General features: G+C 54.3%; 24 protein-coding genes. 11 read left to right on the forward strand and 13 right to left on the reverse strand.

Features of this window, described 5'->3' with window-relative positions:
• Positions 1-197: 197 nt before the first annotated feature.
• Both AAZT04_RS08720 and AAZT04_RS08725 read right to left on the reverse strand, forming a co-directional pair.
• Entirely contained in the window at positions 198-953 is a 756-nt protein-coding gene (locus tag AAZT04_RS08720; protein WP_420283250.1) for a hypothetical protein, read from the reverse strand.
• 30 nt (positions 954-983) lie between these two features.
• Complete coding sequence (locus AAZT04_RS08725; protein ID WP_218167484.1) at positions 984-1,694, reverse strand: hypothetical protein; 711 nt, start codon at positions 1,692-1,694, stop codon at positions 984-986.
• A gap of 372 nt (positions 1,695-2,066) precedes the next feature.
• On the opposite strand from AAZT04_RS08725, the gene AAZT04_RS08730 reads away from it, so the two are divergent.
• A complete protein-coding gene (locus tag AAZT04_RS08730; RefSeq protein ID WP_020827634.1) occupies positions 2,067-2,798 on the forward strand; it encodes an ATP-binding protein in 732 nt (243 codons plus the stop codon).
• Positions 2,799-2,925: 127 nt separating this feature from the next.
• On the opposite strand, the gene spt is transcribed toward AAZT04_RS08730, so the two are convergent.
• From spt to AAZT04_RS08750, 4 genes are read right to left on the reverse strand one after another with little or no spacing between them, the layout of a single operon-like run.
• Positions 2,926-4,098: a serine palmitoyltransferase gene (spt, locus tag AAZT04_RS08735; RefSeq protein ID WP_046373186.1), complete on the reverse strand. Its 1,173-nt coding sequence runs from the start codon at positions 4,096-4,098 to the stop codon at positions 2,926-2,928.
• On the reverse strand, positions 4,085-4,345 hold the full coding sequence (locus tag AAZT04_RS08740) for an acyl carrier protein (RefSeq protein ID WP_020827632.1): 261 nt from the start codon (positions 4,343-4,345) through the stop codon (positions 4,085-4,087). Before AAZT04_RS08740 ends, spt begins: the two co-directional genes overlap by 14 nt.
• A 32-nt stretch (positions 4,346-4,377) precedes the next feature.
• Positions 4,378-5,292: an NAD-dependent epimerase/dehydratase family protein gene (locus tag AAZT04_RS08745; RefSeq protein ID WP_129983845.1), complete on the reverse strand. Its 915-nt coding sequence runs from the start codon at positions 5,290-5,292 to the stop codon at positions 4,378-4,380.
• Entirely contained in the window at positions 5,289-7,028 is a 1,740-nt protein-coding gene (locus AAZT04_RS08750) for a fatty acyl-AMP ligase (RefSeq protein WP_232103194.1), read from the reverse strand. Before AAZT04_RS08750 ends, AAZT04_RS08745 begins: the two co-directional genes overlap by 4 nt.
• A 790-nt stretch (positions 7,029-7,818) precedes the next feature.
• On the opposite strand from AAZT04_RS08750, the gene AAZT04_RS08755 reads away from it, so the two are divergent.
• From AAZT04_RS08755 to AAZT04_RS08765, 3 genes are all read left to right on the forward strand, one after another.
• Entirely contained in the window at positions 7,819-8,943 is a 1,125-nt protein-coding gene (locus AAZT04_RS08755) for a hypothetical protein (RefSeq protein ID WP_044552281.1), read from the forward strand.
• Positions 8,944-9,171: 228 nt separating this feature from the next.
• Positions 9,172-9,534 carry a diacylglycerol kinase gene (locus AAZT04_RS08760; RefSeq protein WP_129983843.1) on the forward strand — a complete coding sequence of 121 codons (363 nt, stop codon included), beginning with the start codon at positions 9,172-9,174 and terminating at the stop codon, positions 9,532-9,534.
• A 145-nt stretch (positions 9,535-9,679) separates the two neighbouring features.
• Entirely contained in the window at positions 9,680-11,143 is a 1,464-nt protein-coding gene (locus AAZT04_RS08765) for an EmmdR/YeeO family multidrug/toxin efflux MATE transporter (RefSeq protein WP_020827627.1), read from the forward strand.
• 3 nt (positions 11,144-11,146) lie between these two features.
• Here the strand turns inward: AAZT04_RS08765 and AAZT04_RS08770 are convergent, their stop codons facing one another.
• Positions 11,147-12,004 (reverse strand): AraC family transcriptional regulator, encoded by an 858-nt coding sequence (locus tag AAZT04_RS08770; protein WP_048762298.1) that lies wholly within the window; start codon positions 12,002-12,004, stop codon positions 11,147-11,149.
• A 200-nt stretch (positions 12,005-12,204) separates the two neighbouring features.
• Between AAZT04_RS08770 and AAZT04_RS08775 the strand changes: the two genes are divergently transcribed.
• Positions 12,205-13,512 carry an alpha-glucosidase/alpha-galactosidase gene (locus AAZT04_RS08775; RefSeq protein ID WP_261157228.1) on the forward strand — a complete coding sequence of 436 codons (1,308 nt, stop codon included), beginning with the start codon at positions 12,205-12,207 and terminating at the stop codon, positions 13,510-13,512.
• Between the two features lie 81 nt (positions 13,513-13,593).
• Positions 13,594-14,850, forward strand: coding sequence for an MFS transporter (locus AAZT04_RS08780; RefSeq protein ID WP_116690215.1), 1,257 nt, complete (start codon positions 13,594-13,596; stop codon positions 14,848-14,850).
• 12 nt (positions 14,851-14,862) lie between these two features.
• Here AAZT04_RS08780 and AAZT04_RS08785 read toward each other — a convergent pair whose 3' ends face one another.
• Complete coding sequence (locus tag AAZT04_RS08785) at positions 14,863-15,057, reverse strand: hypothetical protein (RefSeq protein ID WP_044552266.1); 195 nt, start codon at positions 15,055-15,057, stop codon at positions 14,863-14,865.
• 321 nt (positions 15,058-15,378) lie between these two features.
• Positions 15,379-17,754 carry a glucose/quinate/shikimate family membrane-bound PQQ-dependent dehydrogenase gene (locus AAZT04_RS08790; RefSeq protein ID WP_020827622.1) on the reverse strand — a complete coding sequence of 792 codons (2,376 nt, stop codon included), beginning with the start codon at positions 17,752-17,754 and terminating at the stop codon, positions 15,379-15,381.
• 459 nt (positions 17,755-18,213) lie between these two features.
• Here AAZT04_RS08790 and AAZT04_RS08795 point away from each other — a divergent pair, with 459 nt between their 5' ends.
• Entirely contained in the window at positions 18,214-19,203 is a 990-nt protein-coding gene (locus tag AAZT04_RS08795) for an aldo/keto reductase (protein WP_046373192.1), read from the forward strand.
• A 120-nt stretch (positions 19,204-19,323) separates the two neighbouring features.
• Entirely contained in the window at positions 19,324-19,734 is a 411-nt protein-coding gene (locus AAZT04_RS08800; protein ID WP_176983373.1) for a (R)-mandelonitrile lyase, read from the forward strand.
• Between the two features lie 12 nt (positions 19,735-19,746).
• Here AAZT04_RS08800 and AAZT04_RS08805 read toward each other — a convergent pair whose 3' ends face one another.
• Positions 19,747-20,142, reverse strand: coding sequence for a glyoxalase superfamily protein (locus AAZT04_RS08805; protein WP_420283442.1), 396 nt, complete (start codon positions 20,140-20,142; stop codon positions 19,747-19,749).
• Positions 20,143-20,197: 55 nt separating this feature from the next.
• The gene (gene gabD, locus AAZT04_RS08810; protein ID WP_020827618.1) at positions 20,198-21,673 is read right to left on the reverse strand and encodes an NADP-dependent succinate-semialdehyde dehydrogenase; all 1,476 of its coding nucleotides are present in this window, start codon (positions 21,671-21,673) and stop codon (positions 20,198-20,200) included.
• Between the two features lie 228 nt (positions 21,674-21,901).
• Here gabD and AAZT04_RS08815 point away from each other — a divergent pair, with 228 nt between their 5' ends.
• Positions 21,902-22,117, forward strand: a complete 216-nt coding sequence (locus AAZT04_RS08815; RefSeq protein WP_020827617.1) for a glycogen synthase — start codon at positions 21,902-21,904, stop codon at positions 22,115-22,117.
• Between the two features lie 30 nt (positions 22,118-22,147).
• On the opposite strand, the gene AAZT04_RS08820 is transcribed toward AAZT04_RS08815, so the two are convergent.
• Both AAZT04_RS08820 and AAZT04_RS08825 read right to left on the reverse strand, forming a co-directional pair.
• Positions 22,148-23,068 carry a pyridoxamine 5'-phosphate oxidase family protein gene (locus AAZT04_RS08820; protein ID WP_046373194.1) on the reverse strand — a complete coding sequence of 307 codons (921 nt, stop codon included), beginning with the start codon at positions 23,066-23,068 and terminating at the stop codon, positions 22,148-22,150.
• Between the two features lie 5 nt (positions 23,069-23,073).
• Positions 23,074-23,691 (reverse strand): glutathione S-transferase, encoded by a 618-nt coding sequence (locus tag AAZT04_RS08825; protein WP_129940818.1) that lies wholly within the window; start codon positions 23,689-23,691, stop codon positions 23,074-23,076.
• Between the two features lie 98 nt (positions 23,692-23,789).
• Between AAZT04_RS08825 and AAZT04_RS08830 the strand changes: the two genes are divergently transcribed.
• Positions 23,790-24,689, forward strand: coding sequence for a LysR family transcriptional regulator (locus AAZT04_RS08830; RefSeq protein ID WP_434679733.1), 900 nt, complete (start codon positions 23,790-23,792; stop codon positions 24,687-24,689).
• Between the two features lie 161 nt (positions 24,690-24,850).
• A complete protein-coding gene (locus tag AAZT04_RS08835) occupies positions 24,851-25,645 on the forward strand; it encodes an alpha/beta hydrolase (RefSeq protein WP_434679736.1) in 795 nt (264 codons plus the stop codon).
• Positions 25,646-25,647 lie beyond the last annotated feature (2 nt).

Here is a 25,647-nt window from a genome sequence, read left to right on the forward strand (position 1 = left end):
TCCGATAATACTTTTCCAGGCTGAGAAAATTTTACCATTCAATGCTGTTTAGTCATCCTTCCGGTACTGGCATTCATTTTAAAACATGATCAAAAAGTGCGTTTTCCTGATTTTTTGGTAATAAACATTAGCGTTGTTTACCCCTGAATCTTAATAGTGAACGATATTATCGACATGTCTGTAGATGAATGAATTCGCTATCCGAGAGAAGCCAGGGGACGCGAAGGGATCATTGCGACGGAGGATATTGCATTCAGCGCTTTTTCCAGTACTTCATCGTAAGGCGCTTTAGCATCCAACTCTATAATTCTGGAACCATTATATTGCAGCCGAACCATGGCAGAGATTTTGTCCTTCAGTTCTTCGTAGCTGTGATCGGGCTTACGCGAAAAGGCGGTATCGACATCAATATCGAGGCGAATGATAAGTTCGGGGCGGCATAAGGCCATTGATTGATATAAACGTTTTTCGCGTGCGGCTAAGCGAGTCATTAACCAGCCTTTTGCCCGCTCTACGCCAATGCCCGGCCCGTCATAATAAAAACCGGAAATCTCGGCCTGCGGGAAACGGTCGCTAATCACCAGCACGCCGCTCTCTGCCAGACGCTGTACTTTGCGTAAATTAGCCGCACGCCACACTGAAAAACCATACATAATCAGGGCTGCCCAGAGTGCCGGCGGTTTATTGCTCATGCGCTGAGTCTTGTCGGACTTTGCGGCCAGGCGGCGTTCAAGCCAGACACCAATAACCGGCAGGCGCTTAATTTTGTCGCCATCTTCACCGGAGATCAGCCCTAAATAACGCCGTTCCGTTGCCCGGTATTTTTGCAGGTTTTTGACCAAATCGGCGGTAAGCGTGGATTTCCCCGTACCGTCACTGCCCACGACCGCAATCAGGCCGGTAATCACGGTCGATGAATCATCGCCGGCGGTATTTGATTTATCTGTTTGCATTTTTTTCAGTATTAATAAGTTATCGGCAGACTAAACCTTGGGTGTCGCCAGGGAGGTTCGAATGGCACGCAGCGATTCATCAAGAATTTTACCCGCCGGCTCTCGCCCATCTAAATCCAGTATGTTCGCGCCGTTAAAAGTAAGATGCGGAATGACGGCAATCTTTTCGCGCAGCGCAGAAAGCTTATGATCGGGTTTGCGCGAGAATGCGGTTTCTTCATCAATATCCAGACGAATCAATAAGAAAGGCGGATATGATGCCATCCACTGATACAGCCTTTTCTCATGTTTTCTCAACCAACGCACCCAGCGATTACCGCCATCCGTTTTTGCCAGTTGCGGCCCATCAAAACGAAAACCCGCCACTTCCGCTTGCGGATAGCGATCGGTGACCAGTAATTGTCCCCTGCGGCTTTTTGCCAGCATGCGGCGAAACTTATAAACGCGCCAATATGACAACAAAAAGATCACCAGCGTGGTCAGATTACCCGGCGGCGTTGAAGGATGTTCATGAACGCGATCGGACTTCGCCAGTAAATAACGACCGAAGGGCGCGCCAATAATCGGCAAGTTGCTGATCCATTCCCCAATACGTCCCGAAGACTGGCCGAGATAAAGTAATTCTGTCGGTTCTTGCGATGAGAGATGATTGACCAGACTGGCAGCCAAGGTCGATTTTCCCGAGCCATCACAACCCGTTATTGCAATTACGCGCACGGGGGGATGATTAGCAATGGGCATTGTCTGTTGACTCACAATAATTGGTCCAACTCAAAGAAACTATTGTATTATAACCAGCCTTGGGTTCAAGATATTTATTGAGTATTATCTCAGTACTATTCAAATTTGTTTATTATTTGTGATTATGTTTTGGTGAGTCCGTCTTGTTTTTTTGTGCTAACCACAGCTGGGATTGTTCTTATAGCTCTTAATGCTAATTAGGCGTTGCCGCACCGGGTAATGGAACAGGTTTCTTCATTGTTTTCTTAATCTTTTGTGTGCTTTAGTCTGGGGGGGCAATATTTATTCCCCATGGCTTTGATAACGTCATTAAGCGACTTTTTGTTTTCGAAATGGTACATTTTTACAGGTGTCTTAGAAGAGAATCTTATTATGAATTCAAAATTCCCGCCGCTTATTGCGGTAATTGGCAGCGATGGCTCGGGTAAGTCTACCGTTTGTGAATATCTCATTGAGTATGTGAAAAAATACGGTCCTGCAGTGAAGGTGCATCTGGGTAAGCAGGCAGGAAATGTCGGGCGTGCGGTTTCGCAACTCCCGCTGATGGGAAATTCTGTTGGCAAGGCCATCGAACGCAATACTAAAAAAGTGAAATCCAAAAAATCCAGGGTGGGGCTGTTGCCGGGTTTGGTCATCATCACTTTCGTTTTGCGTCGGCTGCTGCGTTTTCGCCGGATGTTGGCTTTTCGTCGACAAGGTCTGATCGTATTAACCGACCGTTTCCCGCAGGTACAAATCCCCGGCGCCTACGATGGCACCGTATTTCCCGAAAATACTCAAGGCAGCCATTTTGTCAGATGGTTGGCGGGGCGCGAACGCAAAGCTTTTCAATGGATGGCGGATAATAAGCCAGACCTGGTGATCAAGTTGAATGTGGATCTGGACGTCGCTTGCGCACGTAAACCCGATCATCGCAAAGAAGCATTAGCCAAAAAGATTGCCGTTACGCCACTGCTCACTTTTGAAGGTGCGGAAATTGCGGATGTCGATGCCAATAAACCGCTCGATGAAGTGTTATCCGCCGCTGAAAAAGCCGTCGCGGAATTTATGCAAGCGCAGGGATATAGCTTTGTAGTCGAAGGCGAATCGGTAGCGACCCACTGATTATTTCAGTTCTCGCAATCAGAAAGTTTGATTCCAGTGCCGATAACTTTTTCGGCACTGGCAGGCAAGGTGAAGAGTGTTTTCGATGGGAACACTGCCCATGAGTTTTATGAGCAGCGGGACGTCATTATTTTTTTAGCGCGGCAAAAGCCCCAATGATCTTATCAATCTCTTCATCACTGTGCGCGGCGTTAACACTGCATCGCAGGAGCGTTATGCCGGCCGGCGCTGCCGGAGGTAACACCAGATTGACATAAACACCTTTGGCGATCAGGTCGCGCCAGAATTGTAAACCCTCTTCTTTCGAACCAATCATCACCGGTACCACCGGGCTGATGCGCGGCCCCAGCTCGTAGCCCAGCTTGGCCAGTCCCTGATAGAGCCGATGCGCGTTGCTCCAGAGTTTTTCCCGCAGTTCAGGATGTTGCGCGATCTTTTTCAAAGAAGCGCGCACCGAAGCGATACTGGATGGCGAAGGCGAAGCGGTAAAAATATAAGGACGACTGCTGTAGCGCAGCACTTCCATATCTTTGCCGCCCACGGCAAAGCCGCCGATAGAGGCCAGGCTTTTACTGAACGTGCCCAGAATAATATCAACATCTTGCTCAACGCCCAGCTCTTCAGCCAGACCTCGCCCGTGAGCCCCCATCACGCCGAATGAATGCGCTTCGTCTACCAGCAAATAACCGCCGAGCCGCCGTTTGATGTCGACGATTTCAACCAGCGGAGCAACGTCGCCCAGCATGCTGTAAATGCCTTCGACGATGATGATCGCGTCTCGGGCACGTTCGCCAAGGCGCACCATGCGACGTTCCAGATCTTTGGCATCGTTGTGGCGGAAGCGAATGATTTCAGCGCCGCCCAGGGCGCAGGCATCATAAATACTGGCGTGGCTGTCCGCGTCGATCAGCACGACCGAGCCGGGGGTTGCCAGAGTACTGATGACCGCCAGGTTCGCGGTATAGCCGGTGGAAAAGACGATGGCGGTAGGGCGATCAAAGAACGCCATCAGCTCTTGCTCCAACTGCAAGTGAGAGCCATAGCTGCCGTTCGCCATGCGTGAGCCGGTTGTGCCGGTGCCCTGAGCGGCTAACGCCGCCTGACCCTCGGCAATAGCCTGCGCATCGAAGGTCAGGCCCAGGTAGTTATTGGTCCCCGCCAGAACAATTTTCTGATTGCCAATGCGCCCTTCGGTTGCCGAGTAAACCTCATCGATACAGGTGCCAAAGGGGTTCAGGCCATCGGCCTGGAATTGCTTACGATCCTGGGTAAGCCGCGAAAATTTATCATAAAGACCCATTGGTTTTCTCCAGGCGAGGGAGTAGAGCGTCAAGCAGCTGCTCTGGCGTTCTGACATCAAGCAATATATTGATAGGAATAGAAATATCGAATTCGTCTTCTAACATCATCAGCAGATCCAGGACTCTGATGGACTCCAGGCCAAGATCGTTGACGAGATCGCTATCAGGTTTGATTTCTAATCCGCCTTCGACCAGACCTTGCAGGCAAGTCAGAATATAATTCATAACAGCGTCGCGATTTCGCATAAAAACTTTTGGCAAACCTCTAATTTAGATAATTAAAATAAACCTTCACGCAGTGCGCGCTTCAAACTGATCTTGGGGACCCAATGAGTATCCTCGGACAGGCTTCGATTGTTTGCAGACCAGTCCGGATAGGTTAATTCCCGTATTTTGTTGTGGGTCAGCATCGGTTCTTTGTTGGTCAACCGGCTCAGCAACATGCTGCCATAGGCCAAAATTTTCAGCAGGGGCAGCGGGATCCCCACCAGCCTCACCGGGCCATTGCGTACGGCGGTCCCTATTTCCCGTAATCGCTGCCAGCTATAACCGCCGGCAACCCCGTCGCAAAGTTCATACGTTTGCGTCTGCGGGCCAGGGGCCAATAGCCACTGGCTTACGGCTTCGGCTAAATCGCTCACGTGAAGGAACGTCAGCTTTGCTTCCGCTGCGCCCAGTCGTGGAAGCACGCCGCGCAGAAGCCAGCTGAATATCGGCTTAAGCTCTTTATCGCCGGGCCCGTAAACCGCGGTGGGGCGAAAAATGCCCAGTGAAATATCCGCAGCCATAGCGGTTAGCCGTTGTTCAGCAACGTGTTTTGAATTGGCGTACCAGGACAGCTCCGGATGGCGAGCGGCAAGAGAAGAGATAAACAGGAAGCGCTTGCAGCTGCCGCTTTGTCTGGCCGCCTGCATCAGGTGTTGGCTGCCGCTGACATTACACCGGGTGAAGGTTTCTTCCGTGCCTCCCCGCACCTGGCCCGCACAATGCACCACGAATTCAGCCCCGCGAACCAGCTCGATGAGCGAGTCCTGATCCTCCAGCGCCCCCTGGATCCAGGTCAGGTTTGGGGGGGCGATTTGACCTGCGCGCCGGGTGAGGGCGCGCACGGTAAAACCACGGGAAAGCAGATTCTGAACGATATGCCGGCCAATAAAGCCGGTTACGCCAGTGACTGCCACGGTGCCTGTCATTGCGCAAAGCCTGCCAGTTGCTGCATCGACGGGCAGATGGAGGTGGTCAGCCAGCGCTTCTTGGCCTCCGCACGGGCAGGTTTCCCCGAAGAGGTGCGGGGAATGCTGTGGGGCGGCAACAGCTCAATATCCACCGCAATGCCGAACTCGCTTTGAATTCGGGCGCTCAGCGTGTGGACGATTTGCTCCCGACGATCTTCAGAGCTGACCCGGCACTGGATTTGCAGAATAATTCTGGCGCCGTCACCGTGCTCTTCGGTCACGAAGGCAATGGCGTCGCCAGAGCGGATTTCCGGCTCGGACTCCGCAACATATTCAATATCCTGCGGCCAAATATTACGGCCACGAATGATGATCAAATCTTTCTTGCGGCCGGTGACGTACAGGTAGCCGTCCAGCAGATAGCCCAGGTCACCGGTATCCATCCAGCCGCTTGTCTGGATTTGCTGTTGAGACGCATCGTCGCGGAAATAGCCATTCATCAGGCTGGGGCCGGAGATACAAATACGGCCGACCTGCCGCTCTGGCAGCGGGAGTCCGGTTTCGCTGCGAATTTCGATACGGTGACCGGGCAGTGGCTTGCCGCAATTGACAAAGGTCGATGTGACCCGCGTTTTTTTGCCGGGAGCTACCGCCTTACCTTCGTATTCCAAAATGTCGCGGTCGACCTGGTTGATGGGCGCACCGGAAGCTTCGTCATAGAAACTGACCGCCAGGGTGTTCTCGGCCAAACCATAGCAGGGCATCAGCGCCTTGCGGTCAAAGTTAAGATGGCCGAAGTGCTCAGCGAACTGAGAAAGTAAATCTGACGGAATAGGTTCAGCCCCTACGCCGGCCACGCGCCAACTGGAGAGATCCAACTCGGTGATCTCTTTGTTGTTGCTGTAGCGCAGGCATAAATCGTAGCCAAACGGCGGAGCGACGGACACGGTGCCGCGATTTTTGGCGATCAGTTTTAACCATTGCATTGGACGCATGGCAAAATCTTGCGTACGCAAATAGTCGACGGACAGCTGAGTCGCCACTGGGGTAAGCAGGAAACCGACCAGGCCCATATCGTGATAGAAGGGCAGCCAGGAAACGCAGCGATCGCCCGCACGCAGTTTGATCCCATCATGGCTAATCACGCGCAGGTTAGACATCACCGCACGCTGGGTAATGATCACTCCACGTGGAAAGCGAGTGCTGCCCGACGTGTATTGGAGATAGGCAATATCGTTGGGCGACGGTGTCTGCAGCTCCACATCCCGCTCAGGCAGAGCGTTAAAATCTGCGTCGCTGAGAATATGGGTTGGCGGTGCATCCAGGGTCGCAGAGCTGATCAGCGGTACCCATTCTTCGCTGCTGATAATGGCGGCAGGTTTACAGCTGTTGATCAGGCCCTGAAGCTTGATGGTATAAGAGTCCCGTTGCCCGACCCCCATAGGAATGGCCAGCGGGACAGCAACCAAACCGGCATATTGGCAGGCAAAAAAAGCCTCGACGAAACCGGCGCTGGTTTCCGCGATAAGTGCAACCCGATCGCCTTTATTGAGGTTCAGGGATAACAGGCGCCGCGCACCCACTATCGCGCGCTGTTTCAGCGTGCGATATTCCAGTACGGCCACGAGCTGATTACGACGATCGTAAAAGTTCATTCCTGTACTGCCCTGCGCTGCATAATCTAATGCCTCCACCAGAGTGGGGAAATCTGCATAACGCATTGGAAGAGAATGAGTGGAGCTTGTTTCAGACATATACAAATTAGCCATAGAGTAAAAATCACCAAAAGAGATAAACGACTATTGGCGAGAGAGTTAATGTTTTTACAATGAAAATGTTTTGAATATATTTGTTATTCAATCATTTTCTTTCATTCCACAAACAGATCACCCTGGAATTAATAACCAGCATGTCTACTTAGAACTAAAGGCGAGGGATTAGCCGTGGATATTACCTAGTCTTTTTCACGTGAGGACCATGACAGAAGAACGGCGGATATAGGTGCTGTCACAGCCAGCTCTTGATATCTCCATCCTTTGCCCGACAGCCTTGACCGGGTGCCTGTTATCGACACATTTCCGGAAGGCAATAATCGGCGATTCATATGATCTGATCTTGCGCATGGCTATCTCCGTACTTAAACATATCCTAAACAGTATCCGGAAGACGGACAAAAGTGAAAGCCTCATTTAACCCCAGGGATAGAAAAAGCATTTAATGTTAAAATATGCCAATGCGTCTCCAGACCAGAATTAGTAAACTAAAAAACGATTGGTTTTTCTTTGCTGGAAATAGCACGAAATAATAAAAAGCATAATTTGCTCAGATCACTCACGCCTCTGTCTGGCATCACTTTTGATAAAGAACAGCACGTGTCAGTGGAAACTCTGCTCGGGTAACATCCTGCAGGATAATAGGTATTAATTGATTTTTCTTATCTCTTAAAGGGATAAGTCATAACCGAGAGCGGATCTCATTTCAGAAAATATCACTGGCGTTATAACGTTCTTTTTTTGAGCATGTCACTAAATTGTAAGGTTATTTATGATTCATATTGAGCAAGTCCTCGATAAGCGTGATCTTAAGGCATTTATCGCTTTTCCTTCCTCCCTGTTTCGTGACGATCCTAATTGGATTGACCCTTTGTATTTAGAGCGCGAAGAACATCTCTCTAAGAAGAATCCTGGGACTGACCATATAGAATGGCAGGCATGGGTAGCCAAAAAAGAGGGCAAGGTGGTCGGGCGGATAACCGCTCAAATTGACGCTTTGCACCGCGAACGTTACGGCGAGGATACCGGTCACTTTGGCATGATCGATGCCATCGAGGATCCGGCGGTTTTTAGCGCGTTATTTGCCGCGGCAGAAGCTTGGCTGAGGTCTAAGGGCGCATTAAAAATCACCGGTCCCTTCAGTCTTAATATCAATCAGGAAAGTGGCCTGTTGGTCGAAGGGTTTGATACGCCGCCGTCGGCGCTGATGACGCATGCCAAACCCTACTACGCAGCCAATCTGGAGCGCCAGGGATATACGCAGGGCATAGATTTGTTGGCTTATTGGATGAAGCGCACGGACCTGCATTTTTCGCCTTCTCTGGCCAAAATGATGAGTCAGGTTCGTAAAAAAGTGACCCTGCGCCGCCTCAATCGCAAAAGGTTTAGCGAGGAAATGCAGGTGCTGCGCGAAATTTTCAATTCCGGTTGGCAGGATAACTGGGGATTTGTGCCTTTCACCGAGCATGAGTTTGCCACCATGGGCGATCAGCTGAAGTTCCTGGTGCCTGATGACATGATTTATATTGCCGAGGTCGATTCAGTACCTTGCGCCTTCATCGTCGGTTTGCCCAATATCAACGAGGCAATTGCCGATCTCAACGGCAGTTTATTTCCCTTTGGCTGGGCGAAGCTGTTGTGGCGTTTGAAAGTGAGCGGGGTGCGTACCGCGAGGGTGCCGCTGATGGGCGTTCGCCAGGAATATCAATTCAGCCGAATAGGGCCGATTATTGCACTATTGCTGATCGAAGCGTTACATGACCCCTTCGAGAAACGCGGTATTGATGCGCTGGAGATGTCCTGGATATTAGAGTCGAATACCGGCATGCGCACCATCCTGGAGCGAATTGGCGCGGTGCCTTACAAGCGTTATCGCTTATATGAAAAACAACTCTAACCCCTCGGCAAGACGCTGATTTTATCGGCCCTTCACAGGATGTAAAACGCACTGCGCTCAGAGAATACCTATGGCCAAAATTGCCTTTTGGTTGTTGGCGATTCAACGTTGCCGGAAAAACAATGTCACACGGGTGATTATTTAATTTCATTAACCAATTTCGTTATAAGTTACTGTGCGTTATTGATTGGTGTTAAAAATCACCCGGTTTTTATAAGAGTAAGATGCATGTCCTTTGAAAAGAAAAAAGGAATAAATCGCTTAATAAGTAGCATAAAAAACTCACTGGCGGGCCTTGTTGATGCCGTTTTTACCGAAGATGCTTTCCGTCAATTGCTGGTGATTAACGTAATATTACTGGTTGTTACATTTACTTTAGATATTACAAAAGTAGAAAGGGTGTTATTGATTGCCAGCAGCTTCATTTTACTGGTTGTTGAGTTGCTTAATACTGCCATTGAGAGCGTTGTCGATCGCATTTCTCTGGAGATACATCCCTTATCCAAGCGGGCCAAGGATTTGGGCGGCGCTGCGCAGTTGGTTGCGGTGGTGATGACGATAATGCTTTGGCTGGTGGTCTTGTTGGGCTGATTAATACCCTCGAGGCACCCAGATTTTCCGGAAGAAACGCCAGCTTTCAGCTGCCTTCATCAAGGAAGCAAAATATTCTTTGCAGGATAACGTTCTGTCGCTCATTATTTGAAATGTTGTTTCACTTTTATCTCATGAGCCGATCTTGAACTTATACGCCGCCCTGCGCCAGCGCGTGGAAAATACGCCCTGGTATCCTAAACGCAAAAGCTATCGCGTGCTGTTTTGGCGTGAGATCACGCCGCTGGCGGTGCCGATCTTTATGGAGAACGCCTGCGTCTTGCTGATGGGGGTGCTGAGCACCTTTTTGGTGAGCTGGATCGGCAAAGAGGCGATGGCCGGGGTGGGGCTGGCGGACAGCTTCAACATGGTAATCATCTCGTTCTTCGCCGCGGTGGATCTGGGCACCACGGTGGTGGTGGCCTTTAGCCTCGGCAAGCGGGACAGAAAAAGAGCGCGAGCGGCTGCACGCCAGTCGCTGGTGCTAATGACCCTGGTGGCCTTTGCATTGGCGATCGGCATTCATTTGGCGGGCGAACAGATTATTGATGTGATCGCCGGTGCCGCCACGCCGGAGGTAAAGGCGTTGGCGCTGTCTTATCTGCAAACCACGGTGTGGAGCTACCCGGCGGCAGCCATTGCCCTGATTGGCAGCGGGGCGTTGCGCGGTGCAGGCAACACCAAAATCCCGCTGTTGATCAACGGCGGCATGAATATTCTGAATATTATCATCAGCAGCATACTGATTTACGGCATGCTGGGCTGGCACGGGCTTGGGTTTGTCGGGGCCGGGCTGGGGTTAACCATTTCCCGCTATATTGGCGCCATCGCGATCGTTTATGTCCTGATGATCGGCTTTAATCCGGCGCTGCACATCACGCTGAAAAGTTACTTTACCCCGTTGAAGCTGACCATCCTGTGGGAAGTGCTGGGGATAGGTATTCCTGCCAGCATCGAATCGGTGTTGTTCAACGGCGGCAAGTTATTGACCCAAATGTTTGTTGCCGGCATGGGCACCAACGTTATCGCCGGCAATTTCATCGCTTTTTCTGTCGCGTCGTTGATTAACCTTCCGGGCAACGCTCTGGGGTCGGCGTCGACCATTATTGTGGGAAAACGGCTGGGCAAAGGGCAAATAGCTCAGGCAGAGCGCCAATTGCGCCACATTTTCTGGCTGGCAACGATAGGGCTGACGGTGATTGCCTGGGGCACGGCGCCCCTGGCGGGGGTATTCGCCTCGTTTTATACCCAACAAGACGACGTGAAGGAGGTGGTAAAGGTGTTGCTCTGGCTCAATGCCGCCTTTATGCCTATCTGGGCGGCGTCATGGGTGTTGCCCGCCGGTTTGAAGGGCGCGCGCGACGCCCGTTTTGCGATGTGGGTGTCGATGCTGGGCATGTGGGGTTGCCGCGTGGTTGCCGGTTATACGCTGGGCATCATGCTGGGCATGGGCGTGGTTGGCGTCTGGCTGGGGATGTTTATGGATTGGGCGGTACGCGGTGTCTTGTTCTACTGGCGTATGGTCAGCGGACGGTGGCTGTGGAAATACCCGCGCATAAAATCGAACTCGCTGGCGGAAAATATCCGCGCAGAGAAAAGCGGCGAGTAAGGATCAGGCGTTCGCTGTTACTTCGCCCGGCACCGATGATGCCTGACTGTTTTCCAGACGCCATTTGGCCGGCGAGAGGCCGTGGACCTGTTTAAAGGCCTTGGAGAAGTGCAGTTGGTTTTCATACCCCACCGAAATTCCCACCACCTTGATTGACGTCTGGCTATTGCACAGCAGGCTGGCGGCGATGCTCATGCGGAAGTTCAGCAGATATTCCTTTGGCCCAATGCCGTAAGTGCCTTTAAACAGCCGACACAGGTAACTGCGGTTGATGTTGCAGTAGGCGGCCAGGCGCTCAATGGTGAGGGGTTCATGGTAGCGGTTTTCAATGAGTTTTACCGCCTTGCGCAGATGCTGCGCCTTGTCGCTTGGCGGCTCGGCGATGCTTTGCAAAGCGTTATCAATCAGCGAAGAAAAAAACAGATAGCTCAGGCCCAGCGTTTTTAACCGATGTTCATCACCATGGCTAATGAGTTGCCGCAGATAGCGCAGCGCCAGAGGGGCGTCTTCGTTCTGGCGGGGACGATAAATCGGCAACTGGCGGCTCAGGCGGCACTCTTCAAAAATCTTGCCGGCCACCAGCCCGTCGACTTCCAGCCACATATAATGCCAGGGATCTTTTGAGTCGGCGCGATAGGTAGTCACGTCGTGCGGGTGGATCAAAAAACCTTCTCCGGCCACCACCGGAAAAGAGCCATATTCGCTGCTCAGTACTCCGGTACCGCTTATCACATAATGAAATAAATAGTGTTGGCGTACCGCCGGTCCAAAGCTGTGCCCCTTGTCACAGTTCTCCTCGCCATACTGGTACAGGTTCAGCTCGATATTGTCGGTACGACTCAGAGTAAAACTCTTATGCATCAGTCATGGCCCCTGTGTTTTCGCTTACTGTAGCAGTGTAGTCGTGGCACGGCGGTGGGGCGATCTTCAGATCCAGACCTGGCTCACAGTTTTCATGCTGCGTCATTTTTCGCCATAACAAGGTCACATTTATCCCTATATTGCGAATGCGTTGCCGCGTAGTTTCAGCTTATCGAAAACCACAGCAGCGGAGAAATACGATGATTAAAGTGACTTTTATGGGAGCAGGCAGCACCATTTTCGCCAAGAACGTTCTCGGCGACATCATGGCAACGCCGGCCCTGAAAGAGGTGGATATTGCGCTGTACGACATTGACAGCGCTCGTCTCAATGAATCTTTCGCCATGCTGAGCAATATCAACCGCAATATTAATGCGGGCAGGGCGAAGATCACCCCTTATCTCGGGATAGAAAACCGCCGTGCGGCACTGAAAAACGCTAATTACGTGGTAAATGCCATTCAGGTCGGCGGCTACGATCCTTGCACCATTACCGATTTCACCATCGCCAGAAAGTACGGCCTGCAGCAGACCATTGCCGATACCCTGGGCATCGGTGGCATCTTCCGCGCGCTGCGTACCATTCCGGTGCTGTTTGACTTTGCACGGGACATTGAGGCGGTCTGTCCGGATGCCTGGTTGCTGAACTACACCAACCCAATGGCGGCCTTAACCGGAGCCATGCTGCGCCATACCGGGGTGAAAACGGTGGGGTTATGTCACAGCGTTCAGGTGTGTGCGGAGACCTTGCTGAAAAGCGTCGATATGCCTACCGACGACGTACAGTTTCACATTGCCGGCATCAACCACATGGCCTGGCTGCTGGACGTTCGCCGTCACGGCGAGGATCTGTACCCGGAAATCAAGCGTCGCGCCAACGCGCTGCAGGGCAAGCATGACGACATGGTACGCCATGAAATCATGAAAACCTTTGGTTATTACGTCACTGAATCTTCCGAGCATAATGCCGAATACATGCCGTATTGGATTAAACGTCATTATCCGGAACTGATTGAGCGCTTCAATATTCCTCTCGACGAGTATCCGCGCCGTTGTATCGAGCAAATCGACCAGTGGCAGCAACGCAAACTGGCGTTGACCCACGACGCAAACCTGACGCATACCCGTACCCACGAATATGCCTCATACATTATCGAAGCGATGGAGACCGACCGGCCGTACAAGATTGGCGGCAACGTGCTCAACACCGGTCTCATCACCAACTTGCCGGCAGAGGCCTGCGTAGAAGTGCCTTGTCTGGTGGATGGGCAGGGGATCAGCCCTTGTTACGTTGGCCATTTACCCGAGCAACTGGCGGCGCTGAACCGCACCAATATCAATACCCAGCTATTGACCATTGAAGCGGCAGTGACGGGCAAACGCGACGCGATTTACCATGCGGCGCTGTTGGACCCACATACCTCCGCCGAGCTTTCCATTGATGATATACGTAAGCTGTGCGACGAGCTGATTGAGGCTCACGGCAGTTGGCTCCCTGCCTATCACTGATCGCCGAATTTAACCGTATTACCTCCTCAAAACGCACAAGGCGCGGGGCTTCCTGCGCCATCAAAAATAGGGTGGTGAGCCATGTTTTATTTGAGAAACAAGAATTTTTGGATCTTTGGGGCCTTCTGTTTTTTCTACTTTTTCATCATGGGGGCGGTGCTGCCGTTCTTTCCTATCTGGCTGCATGACGTCAACCAGCTTGACCAGCAGCAAACCGGGTTGGTGTTTGCCTGTATGGCGCTGTTTGCCCTGGTGTTTCAGCCGATTTTCGGTTTTGTCACCGACAAATTTGGCCTGAAGAAACACCTGCTGTGGATGATCATCTTCCTGCTGCTGTTTCTGGCGCCGCTGTTTATTTATGTGTTTTCGCCGCTGCTGCAAAGCCATTTTGTTTGGGGGGCCTTGCTGTGCGGGGTTTACCTGGGGCTGGTGTGCAGCGGCGGTTCACCGGCCATTGAAGCTTATATCGAAAAAGTGAGCCGACGCAGTCAGTTCGAGTATGGCCGCGCCCGGTTGTTCGGCTGTATCGGCTGGGCCATATGCGCCTCGATCGTCGGCTATATGTTTACCATCAACAACCAGTTCGCGTTTTGGTTGGCTTCCAGCTTTGCGCTGATCCTGGCCGGTTTGCTGTATTTGTTCAAACCCGATCAGAGCAGCACGCTGGCGGTGGCGGACGGCTTGGCGTTAAACCACAAACCCATCAAGTTAAAGGCGGCGTTGAACCTGCTGAAAATGCGCAAATTCTGGTGTCTGGTGATGTATATCGTGGGCGTGGCCTGCGTGTATGACGTCTTTGATCAGCAGTTCGCCAACTTCTTTACGTCGTTTTTCAGCGACCGACATGCGGGAACGCAGGCGTTTGGTTATGTAACGACGCTGGGCGAGTTTCTTAACGCTTTCATCATGTTCTTTGCGCCGTTGATCATTAATCGCATTGGCGGCAAGAACGCGCTGTTGATAGCTGGGGTGATTATGTCGGTGCGGATTATTGGTTCATCGCAGGCGGATTCGGTCACCGCGGTCATCATCCTCAAAACCCTGCATATGTTTGAGGTGCCGTTCCTGTTGGTGGGCATTTTCAAATACATCACCACCCAGTTTAACGTTAACCTTTCGGCGTCGATATACCTGTGGGGCTTTTGCTTCTTCAAGCAGCTCTCGGCCATCGGTATGTCCTATGCGGCAGGCCTGATGTACGTCAATTACGGTTTCAAAACCTCTTACCTGATCCTCGGCTGCATTGCGTTGCTGTTCACGTTGATTTCAGCCTTTGCCCTTAGCGGTAAGGTCGCGGTAGTCAAGCAGGAGGGCACACTGCCGGTTGCGGCGAATTAGTGCCGGCTCAACTCAATACAGCAGCGTCATAAGGCTAAAAAACAGCAGCGTCAGAACAATGATAAACCCGGTCTGCAGCGTCTTGCGCATCAGGCGGCTGTGGCCCCAGCGGGTGGCGCTCAGACGACTATCGATGGCGAACAGTGCCGGAACCATCAGCAGCACGTAAATCAACATCAGCATGGCGGTTAACGGCTGTTGGCTCATTCTGGCGTCTCCGTGCTGAGGTAGACAGGGGGGGCCCGCAGGGGGGCGATGCTACTTTCTTGCCGGTGTTTGTGCTCGACCATGTGCCTCCAAATAGGGCCGCCCGAAGGCGGCCGCCGGTTACTGCTTACGATATGAAGATGATTGCCGGCCACTGCCGGGGCCAACGCAGATATAATATTGCGAATGATAATCATTATCAATACTTGGCGTGAAATTTTATTGCAGGACGAGGATGGGCGGTGGGAAAGCTTTTACTGTGGTTTTAAAGTGACAGAGCACGCCATCAGGCGTGCTCTGTGACAAGACTATCCTCTGCGATTATTTCTCGTCTGGCAAGGCGTAAGCGACAATATAGTCACCCAGCTTGGTGCCGAACGAACCATGACCGCCGGCGGAAATCACCACGTACTGCTTGCCGTTGACCTCATAGGTCATTGGCGTTGCCTGGCCACCGGCCGGCAGCCGCGCTTCCCACAGTTTTTCACCGTTGGTCACGCTGAAGGCGCGCAGATAGTTGTCCGCGGTTGCGCCAATGAAGAAGACGTTACCGGCGGTGGACACCGGCCCGCCCAACATCGGCATGCCCATTTTGAACGGTAACGGCAGCGGAGAACTGTCGCGTACGGTACCGATACGTTTTTTCCACACGATGTCGTTGGTTTTCAGGTCCACGGCGGAAATATAGCCCCAGGCCGGCTGTTTGCACGGCAGGCCAAACGGCGACAGGAACGGATTCAGCGTTACGCCGAACGGCACGCCATACTGCGGTTGAACGCCGGACTCGGTGCCGGATCCGCCTTTGTCATTTTCGTCAGGCTCGATCGGGTTGCCCGGACCGCGTGGGATCAGTTTGGAAACAAACGGCAAGGCGATAGGGTTGGCGATAGCCACCTGACGGTCGGTATCTACAGACAGACCACCCCATTCGAACATGCCCAGGTTACCCGGGAACACCAGCGTGCCCTGCTCGGAAGGCGGCGTGAAGGTGCCTTCGTAACGCAGGCTGTGGAACATCACCCGGCAAACCAGTTGGTCATAAATGGTGGCACCCCACATGTCCGCGCCGGTCAGCTTTTTCTCTGGACGGAAAGTCAGCTCAGAGAAAGGCTGGGTCGGTGACAGACGGTCGCCCTTGGCTGGCCCCTGAGGAACCGGTTTTTCCGGCGCCGGAACCACCAACTCGCCATTGGTGCGATTCAGAACGAAAATGTTTCCGGTTTTGGTCGGCACATAAATCACCGGCACCTTGTTACCGTTTTTATCGGTAATGTCCGCCAGCGTCGGTTGTGCCGGTACGTCCATATCCCACAGGTCATGGTGCACCGTCTGATAGAACCAGACCAGTTTGCCGGTGGTGGCGTTCAGCGCCAGCAGGCCGCTGGCATAACGCTCCATTTCCGGCGTGCGATCGCCACCCCAGATGTCCGGCGTGGTGACGCCCATCGGCAGGTAAACGATATCCAGCTTGGCATCGTAGGCTGAAGGGGCCCAGGAGTTAGGGGAGTTCGGGGTGAAGTGGTGCTCGTCCGCCGGAATGGCGTTCGGATCTTTCGCGCCCGGATCGAAGGCCCACAGCAGCTTGCCGCTGTTGACGTCAAATCCGCGGATCACGCCTGAAGGCTCGCGGTTGGAGTAGTTGTCGGTCACTGCACCGGCTATCACAATCACCTTGTCGGTGATCACCGGCGGCGACGTTGGCTCATAATGGCCTGGCGTCGCATACGGCATATTGCTTTGCAGGTTGAGCTCGCCGTTATTGGCGAAGTCGGCGCAAGGCTTGCCGCTATCGGCATCCAGAGCGAACAAACGACCGTCATTCACCGGCAGGATAATGCGTCGTGCGCACAGCGCCGGGGAGGCATCTGCGGCTGCACCTGTGGCAGCAGGCGTTTCATGATACGAGACGCCACGGCAGGTGATGTGCTGGAAGGTCGGGTTAAATTTCAACTGAGGATCGAACTGCCACTTTTGCTTGCCGGTGGCGGCATCCAGTGCGAACAGCTTCTGGTGCGGGGTGCACAGATAGAGCGTGTCGCGGATTTTAATCGGGGTCACTTCGTTGGTGATTTCCCCCGGATCGTTGGCGGTTTTCAGGTCGCCGGTCTGGAAAGTCCAGGCTTCCTTGAGTTTGCCGACGTTCTTATCATTGATTTGGCTCAGTGGAGAGTAACGCGTGCCTTCCTGGGTGCGGCCATAGGCCGGCCAGTCGGCGTCTGACGCCTGAGGTTCGACTTTTACCTGCGCAGGTTCGAGGGTGCCGTTGATCTCTTGTGGATCATTAAACACCGCATAGGCCAGCGCCACCACGGTGACGACCAGCGCCAGGCTCAACGCGCTGTAAGCCAGCTTGCCCCTGGCGTGCAGCTTGCGATAGATAAAAGGCAGTACCAGCCACAGGCCGAAGAAGAAGGTGACGTCCAGACGTGGCGTCAGTGCCCAGAAGTCGGGCCCCACTTCCCACAGCGCCCAAATTGTGGTGCCGAGTAAAAAGATCGCGTACAGCAACAGAGCGGTTGCACGACGGCGGACCAGTAACCAGGCGGTGATCAGCAGCACCAGGCCGGCGATGATGTAGTACAGCGAACCGCCGAGCTTGGCCAGCCAGATGCCGCCTCCCAGCAGATAGAGCCCACTCAACGCGGCGAACAGTGCCGTGATGATGATGAGCGGCGATGATGACGCTTTATTTTGCATAGTATTATCCTTACCAAAATGAAAAGTCCCCGATTTAGAGATTAAGCCATATCCAAAAAAACACGCGGTTTCTCCCCAAAAATCCATCCCCGGTGTCTGGCATATCCCCCTGTTGCCAAGGCTAAAAGGCAGCGGCAATCAAAAATAAGGCGGACAGTTTTGGACGTTGAATAAACGCTCTCGTCAGAGATAAAGCCCAAACGGGCTGAATCAGGCGTAGCCGTTTCGATGATGTTGCACGGATGTGACGGCGCCGCCCAAAGCGCGGCTAGGTTACTCTAATTATTCTGCTTTTATTGAATACCTTGTGCTTTTTTTTTAGCGTCTTGCGGGTTTATGAATTGAGCTCATAAGCTCATGCATATTCAGCGCGTAGTTATTTGCCCGGTTGCCTCTTACAGTGATCGCACCTGGTCGCCCCGCACAAGCGGTGACCCATTCGTACACATCGGAGGAAAAATGCAAAAACGTAAGCTGGGTAACAGTGGGCTGGAAGTATCAGCGTTGGGACTGGGCTGCATGGGGCTTAGCTTTGGCTATGGCCCAGCCACCGACAAACAGCAGGCGATTGGCTTGATCCGAGCCGCTGTGGATCAGGGCGTGACCTTTTTCGATACCGCAGAAGTTTATGGCCCCTTCACCAATGAGTCACTGGTGGGCGAGGCGCTGGCGCCGGTACGCGATCGGGTCGTAATAGCCACCAAGTTTGGTTTTGAACTGCCGCAGCCGGATGGCAAACAGGTGCTCAACAGCCGGCCGGAACATATCCGCCAGGCGGTGGAAGGGTCGTTAAAGCGTCTTAACGTCGAAACGATCGATCTGCTTTATCAGCACCGGGTGGATCCCAATGTGCCGATTGAAGACGTCGCCGGTACGGTGAAGGCGCTGATCCAGGAAGGGAAGGTGAAGCACTTTGGCCTGTCCGAGGCGGGGGCACAGACGCTGCGTCGTGCTCATGCGGTGCAGCCGGTGACGGCGTTGCAAAGTGAATATTCGCTGTGGTGGCGGGAGCCCGAGCAGGAAATCTTGCCGACGCTGCAAGAGTTAGGCATTGGGTTTGTTCCTTTCAGCCCGTTGGGGAAAGGTTTTCTCACCGGGGCGATCAACGAAAATACCACCTTCGACAGCAGCGATTTCCGCAATGTGGTGCCGCGTTTCAGCGAGCAGGCGCGCAGAGCCAACCAGGGGCTGGTGGACGTGCTGGGGCAGATAGCTCAGCAAAAAGGGGTCACCCCGGCACAGATAGCGCTGGCCTGGCTGCTGGCACAGCAACCCTGGATTGTGCCGATCCCGGGGACCACTAAACAGCATCGCCTGCAGGAAAATCTCGGGGCCGCGTCGCTGTCATTGTCGTCGGAAGAACTGCGCAGCATTGAAGCGGCACTCGCGGTTATTGAGGTTCAGGGCGATCGCTATCCGGCGCATTTGCAACAAAACGTCGGACGTTGATGCGGCCGTTGCCCGCGGTAGCTTTTGAACCGCCGTCACCGACCGGCGAAAAGGCGCGCACGCTCTACAATTATCCTGTCAATGTTAACGTCGGCAGCCTTTGCCGAACTGGAGAAACAAGTGAAAATTCAACGCAGCGGTTCCCAACCTTCTCGTCCGGGGCCAGAAGAGTACTTTACCGGCAAAGTTCGCATCGATGCGCCTTTTGCCGGTAGCGAACCGGCCCGCGTGGGCGGCGCCACCGTGACCTTTGAGCCCGGAGCCCGTACCGCCTGGCACACCCATCCGCTCGGCCAGACGCTGATCGTGACTCAGGGGCGCGGTTGGATCCAGCTGTGGGGTGAAGAGATCCAGGAAATGAACCAGGGCGATATTGTGTGGGTCCCGGAAGACGTCAAACACTGGCACGGTGCGACGCCGGACACCGCCATGACCCACATCGCCATCGCCGAATCGTTAAACGGCAGCCCGGTAGACTGGATGGAGAAGGTCAGCGACGCGCAGTACCAGAAGCCTGCCCTGAACGGCTAGCCGCCAAAAGGGTCAGGCGTCGCCGATTTGCTGGCAAAAACGCAGCCGGTTGCCAAAGGGGTCGGTGAGGTTAAGCTCTTTCCCCCAGTCGAGGGTTTCAACGCCTGGCCGGGCATAGCGGTACTGCCTGGCTGATAGCTCCTGGTGCAGCGCGTCGATATCCTCGGTGGGAATAAACACTGCAGAACCCGGCGTGCTGTCACCATAGTGCTCACTGAGATGCAATCTCAGACCGGAACGCGTGATCTGCATGTACAGCGGCAGATCTTCACTGAAACGGTGCTCCCAATCCAACGTGAAACCGAGAAAATCCAGATAAAACTCCCGGGCCTTTTCAACCGAAAAGATGCGAAGAATGGGAACGGCAGGGGATAACTCCATTGTTGACCTCGTTTGAGCGGTTGCTATAGGTAATCGGGCTTGACCGGCCCGCGTGAGCGGGCCGCATAAAAGCAGCGGGTGGCTAGATCCCTAACCCGCCCAGGCACAGGTACTTTATCTCGAGATAATCTTCGATACCGTACTTCGATCCTTCACGCCCCAGTCCGGAGTTTTTAACCCCGCCGAAGGGGGCCACTTCGGTGGAAATCAGCCCTTCATTGATGCCTACGATGCCGTATTCCAGCGCTTCGGCAACCCGCATTACCCGGCCAATGTCGCGACTGTAGAAATAAGAAGCCAGACCGAAAGGAGTATCGTTGGCCAACTCAATGGCTTCGGCTTCGCTGTCGAAGCGGATCAGCGGCGCTACCGGGCCAAAGGTTTCTTCATGGAAGATTTTGGCCTGCCGCGGCACGTTGGTCAGAATAGTCGGCGTAAAGAAGTTATTGCCCAGCTCATGGGGCTTGCCGCCCAGCAGTATCGAGGCGCCGTGCTGCACCGCGTCGGCGATATGCTCGCTGACTTTTTCCACGGCGGCCGGATTAATCAACGGGCCGATGGTGACGCCATCATCCATGCCATTACCGACTTTCAGCTTGGCCACTGCCACCTTCAGCTTTTCGGCAAAGGCGTCGTAAATGCCGTCCTGTACCAGGAAGCGGTTGGTGCAAACGCAGGTCTGGCCGGCGTTGCGATATTTGGACGCGACGGCACCGGCGACGGCGGCGTCCAGATCGGCATCGTCAAACACGATAAACGGCGCATTGCCGCCCAGTTCCATACTGGTTTTTTTGATGGTCGGGGCACACTGCGCCAGCAGTTGCGCACCCACTTCGGTGCTGCCGGTAAAGGAGAGTTTGCGTACGTCCGGGTTGGCGGTCAGTTCGCCACCGATAGCCTGGCTTGGGCCGGTGATCACATTGCACACGCCGGCCGGTAAGCCTGCACGTTCGGCCAGCACGGCGAGCGCCAACGCCGAGAAGGGGGTCTGACTGGCGGGACGGATCACCCCGGTACAGCCCGCCGCCCAGCCGGGACCGGCCTTGCGGGTGATCATTGCCGCCGGGAAATTCCACGGCGTAATGGCGGCGAAAACGCCAATCGGCTCTTTCTGCACGATAATGCGGCGACCGGACAGATTCTGCGGGATGGTGTCGCCGTAAACCCGCTTGCCTTCTTCGGCGAACCACTCGATGAAGGAGGCGGCGTAGGCAATTTCGCCCCGGCTTTCCGCCAACGGCTTGCCTTGCTCGGCGGTCATGATGATGGCCAGATCCTCCTGGTTTTCCATCATCAGTTCGAACAGTTTGCGCAGCTTGCCGGCACGCTCTTTGGCCGTCAGCGCGCGCCAACCAGGCTGGGCTTTTTTGGCGGCGGCGATCGCCTGCGCGGTTTCTTTGGCACCCAAAGCCGGCACCTGACCGACCAGCTCGCCGGTGGCGGGGTTGTGGATCTTGATAGTTTGGTCGCCTTTGGCCGCCAACCACTGTCCATCGATGTAGTTGGCTTCGCGGAACAGCGTGGGATCTTTCAGGCGGGCGGAGAAGTTAGTGCTCATCGGTTATCTTCCTTTTTCAGAATTCAACACGGGTTGACCTACCCCAAACGGCTACCCTTTACCCTAGCAAATTTTTCCGCCTTCATTTGCCCGATCCTTGGCAACCGATCAATTTATCGCCATTCGCACCTTCTGTACAAAAAATGCCCGCGCTCAGGCCGATACTGAAATCAGCAGGCATATGACCCTTTTCGAAATGACCCTAAGACCCTGAAAGGAGCGTGCAGCATGATGACTTCAGTGAGTCGGCACCTTGCGGCCTACAGCAGCAACATGGATTTTTTGGCTTCCAGCATTGCGCTGATGGAGTGGCAGGGGCGTGAGATCGACGCCGGCAAGGTGGCGGGCAACATGTCCGAAGCGCAAAGCCGCTTGTTCTTTGAACGCCTGAGTTATTTCCGCCAGCTTTATCAGGCCGCCGCGACGGCGGAACACAGCGTATAAATTTAGCTAACCCCGCCTCTGCGGGGTTTTTTATGCCGGTTGTGACCACACGCCGGTGCTCAGCGTGGCCGGCGAATACGTCAGATTGCGCCCGCGCCACGGCAGGGCCTGTGAAAAACGCCACGCGCTGCGGATATCGAAGCGCCAATAACGTTCCGCCCCCGTGACTCCCTGGCCGATTTGCGCCTGCCAGAGGATCTGCGTTTCTCCCTGCAAGTGCAGAACATCACCGCGCTCAAAATCGATAAACAGCAGCGCAGCCCTGGGTTCCGCCAGCAGGTTCCCCAGCGTGTTCATATAGCGGTTGCCGCGAAAATCCGGTATCCACAGGCTGCGATCCTGAAGATGGATAAATCCCGGTTTGCCACCCCGGTGTGAGATATCCACGCCACCTTGTTCCAGTGAGCTGTGGGCGCAGCTGGCGACGAAGCAGGTATCCGCCTGGCGAATCAATGCCTGGGCCGCCGCGTCCAGCGTCGCGAGATGCTCAATCGGCGCGGGATGGGTGGCTACCGGATACAGCTCGCGTTGCTGGATATACTGCGGACAATTGCCGAAGCTCTGACTGACGGCAATTTCCAGGCGGTTTTTATCGGTGCGCGTAATGTGACCGTTGGCTCGATTGCGTCGGCGGTTGCTGAAGTCCAGCCCTAACGCTCCCACCAGACTCCCGGTTTGCAAGGCTGCCTGCGCCGGGTCGTCCTGGCGACGCGGGGCGCTGATGCGCAGGTGGTTGCTGTCCGGCGTGCGTAAAAATCCAGGGGGGCCGTTGAACAGCGTGGCCACCGGCCAGCCCTGCTCGTCCAGGGTGGCGACGAACAGGTAAGGCAGCGCGGCGAAAAATTCGCGGTGCTGCTCGGGCATGCTGGTGTAAATGTTGCCGCCGACGCGGTCAAAACCGGCCAATGCCTGGGCGCGCAGTTCGTCAGGGTGAAACATCGGCTGGGTCATAGGATTTACCTTTGCGCAGGGTGCGGCAATGCGGGCATCGCAAAGAAACCGGGCAGTGCGGCGATGCGCGCCACCCAGCGCCGGATGGCCGGATAGGGCGCCAGGGAGATACCGCCCTCCGGTGCCACCGCCACATAGCTGTAGCAGGCCAGATCGGCGATGGTGGGCTGCTCTGTCGCCAGGTAATCACGGTCGCTCAGATGCTGCTCCATCTGCGGCAAGAAGCGCGTGCTAATCGCCAACGCAACCCTGTCGTCCTCCGGTGCGGAAAATTGGGCGATTAGGCGACAGGACGCCGGACCGTAGCGTACTTCTCCGGCCGCTTTGGACAACCACGCCTGCACCTGCGCCGCCGCCAGTGGCGTCTCCGGCAGCCAGTGGCTGCCCGGCGCGTAGTTTTTCGCCAGATAAACCAGAATGGCATTGCTGTCGGCCAGCGTTAAATCGCCGTCCACCAGTACCGGGATCTGGCCGAGAGGGTTCAGGCGGCGAAACGCTTCGCTTTGGCGAACCTCGGCCGGGGATTCAATAAATTCGTAGGGCAGCTCCAGCATGCTTAGCAGTAATGCCACGCGGTGGACGTGGCCGGAAAGCGGGGTGCCGTACAGTTTGAGCTTGTGCATGGTCAGACTCCTGAAGAATTTTTACCAGCATACTCTTGCAGTCAGCGAGCGGAATCCGGCAATGTAGAAATTGATAATTTCACTTTTTGGAACAGTCTATGGATCGTCTGGACGAATTGGCTATTTTTGTGGCGGTAGTCCAGCACGGCAGCCTAGCGGCGGCGGGGCGCAAGCTGCGACGCTCCGCACCAGCCGTCACCCGGGCTATCGCTTCGCTGGAACAGCGCTTTGGTGCCCGATTGGTCGAACGCACCACCCGAAGGTTAGCGCCGACAGAGGCAGGGTTGCGGTTGGCGGAGCGTGCGCTCTTGCTGCTTACTGACTATCAGGCCGCGGTGCTGGACACGGCGGACACTCAGCTCACCGGATTATTGCGTATTACCTCGCCGGTGCAGTTCGGACGCAAGCATGTGGCACCGGTGGTGATGGCGTTTCTTGACCGGTATCCGCAGATGCAGATTGAAATGGTCCTCAACGATCGCAACCTGGACTTGATTGACGAGGGGCTGGACGTCGCGGTGCGCATTGGTCATTTGCAGGATTCTTCGCGGGTGGCGCGCCGGTTGGGGCAGGTGTCCCGGGTGACCGTCGCCAGCTCGGACTATCTGGCGCGGCGCGGTGAACCGCAGGAGCCGGCGCAACTGGCGGAGCATGACACCATCGTGGGTACCCAGCGGGCATCGCTGCGCGAATGGCGCTTTGGCCCGCAGGAGAATGGCGAGCGGGTGAGGTTAACACCACGTTTGTTGCTCAATGACGTCGAAACGCAGTTACTGGCGGTGCGAGCGGGCAAGGGCATCGCCCGGCTATTGTCGTACCAGGTGGCAGACGATTTGGCCGCGGGGACGTTGGTACGCCTGTTACCGGCGTTTGAACCTTTGCCGATGCCGGTGCAGTTGGTGGCGCAAAACATGCAGCGCATGCCGCTCAAGGTACGCACCTTCTGGGATTATGCCTGGCAGGAATTAAGCCAATTAGCGCAAATTCAGGCGCGATAAAAATAGGTATTGGCGCCAAATAAGTTTCACTGGTTAAACTTATTTGGCGCGAAAAAAGATTTATATTACCGGGCGCGCATTGCTGTAACGCCTCTCTTGACAATATTTTGACGACTGCTAATAGTTAACGCATATCTTAAATAATAAACTAAGTTTAATATATGAAACTTGTTGCGGGGAGTTACGACAACGGTAGCACGGTGGATAATGAAGATGAGATCCTCAACTCATTTCAAATTCGCAGCCAGGCGGTTTATCAAAAAACTCGCACTGAGTGCAATATTGCCTATGGAAATTCACCGCGAGAAGTTTTTGACTGGTTATATTCCGACAAACCGGGTAAAGGGACGTTAATATTTATTCATGGTGGCTATTGGCAGTTTTGTCGTAAGGATGATTTTGCTTTTATTGCGCAGGTGCCGTTGTCGTTAGGTTTTGACGTCGTGCTGGTGGAATATACGTTGGCGCCCGAGGCTCGGCTTGACGATATTTGCCGGCAAACCGGTGCGGCGCTGGACGCGATTCAACAACGGCTTTCCGTCTGTCAGCCGGCGCCAGTGTACCTGTGCGGCCACTCTGCCGGCGGGCATCTGGCCAGCGTCTGGCAGCATCACCCGGTGGTCGACGCGACCTTACCGATCAGCGGCATTTTCGAACTGGAGCCGCTATTAAACACCTACGTTAACCGACGACTGCAGTTGACCGAGCAACAAATTACCCAACTGAGTCCGGTACGGCATATTCCGCAGCGTATCAAGCCGATGACGCTGTTTTACGGTGCCAATGAGCTGCCGGAATTGATTGGTCAGTCAAGGCACTATTACGCTGCGCTGAAGGAAAAAAGCCAGCCTGTCACCCTGGTCGCCGTCGACGGCGCCAACCATTATAACGTGCTGGATGCCTTGTTCGCCTGGGATGGCGCCCTGACTCACCTGCTAACCACTACGGGGAAATAAAC

Source organism: Serratia sp. Je.1.23.a (assembly GCF_051129805.1).
Lineage (GTDB): Bacteria > Pseudomonadota > Gammaproteobacteria > Enterobacterales > Enterobacteriaceae > Serratia > Serratia liquefaciens.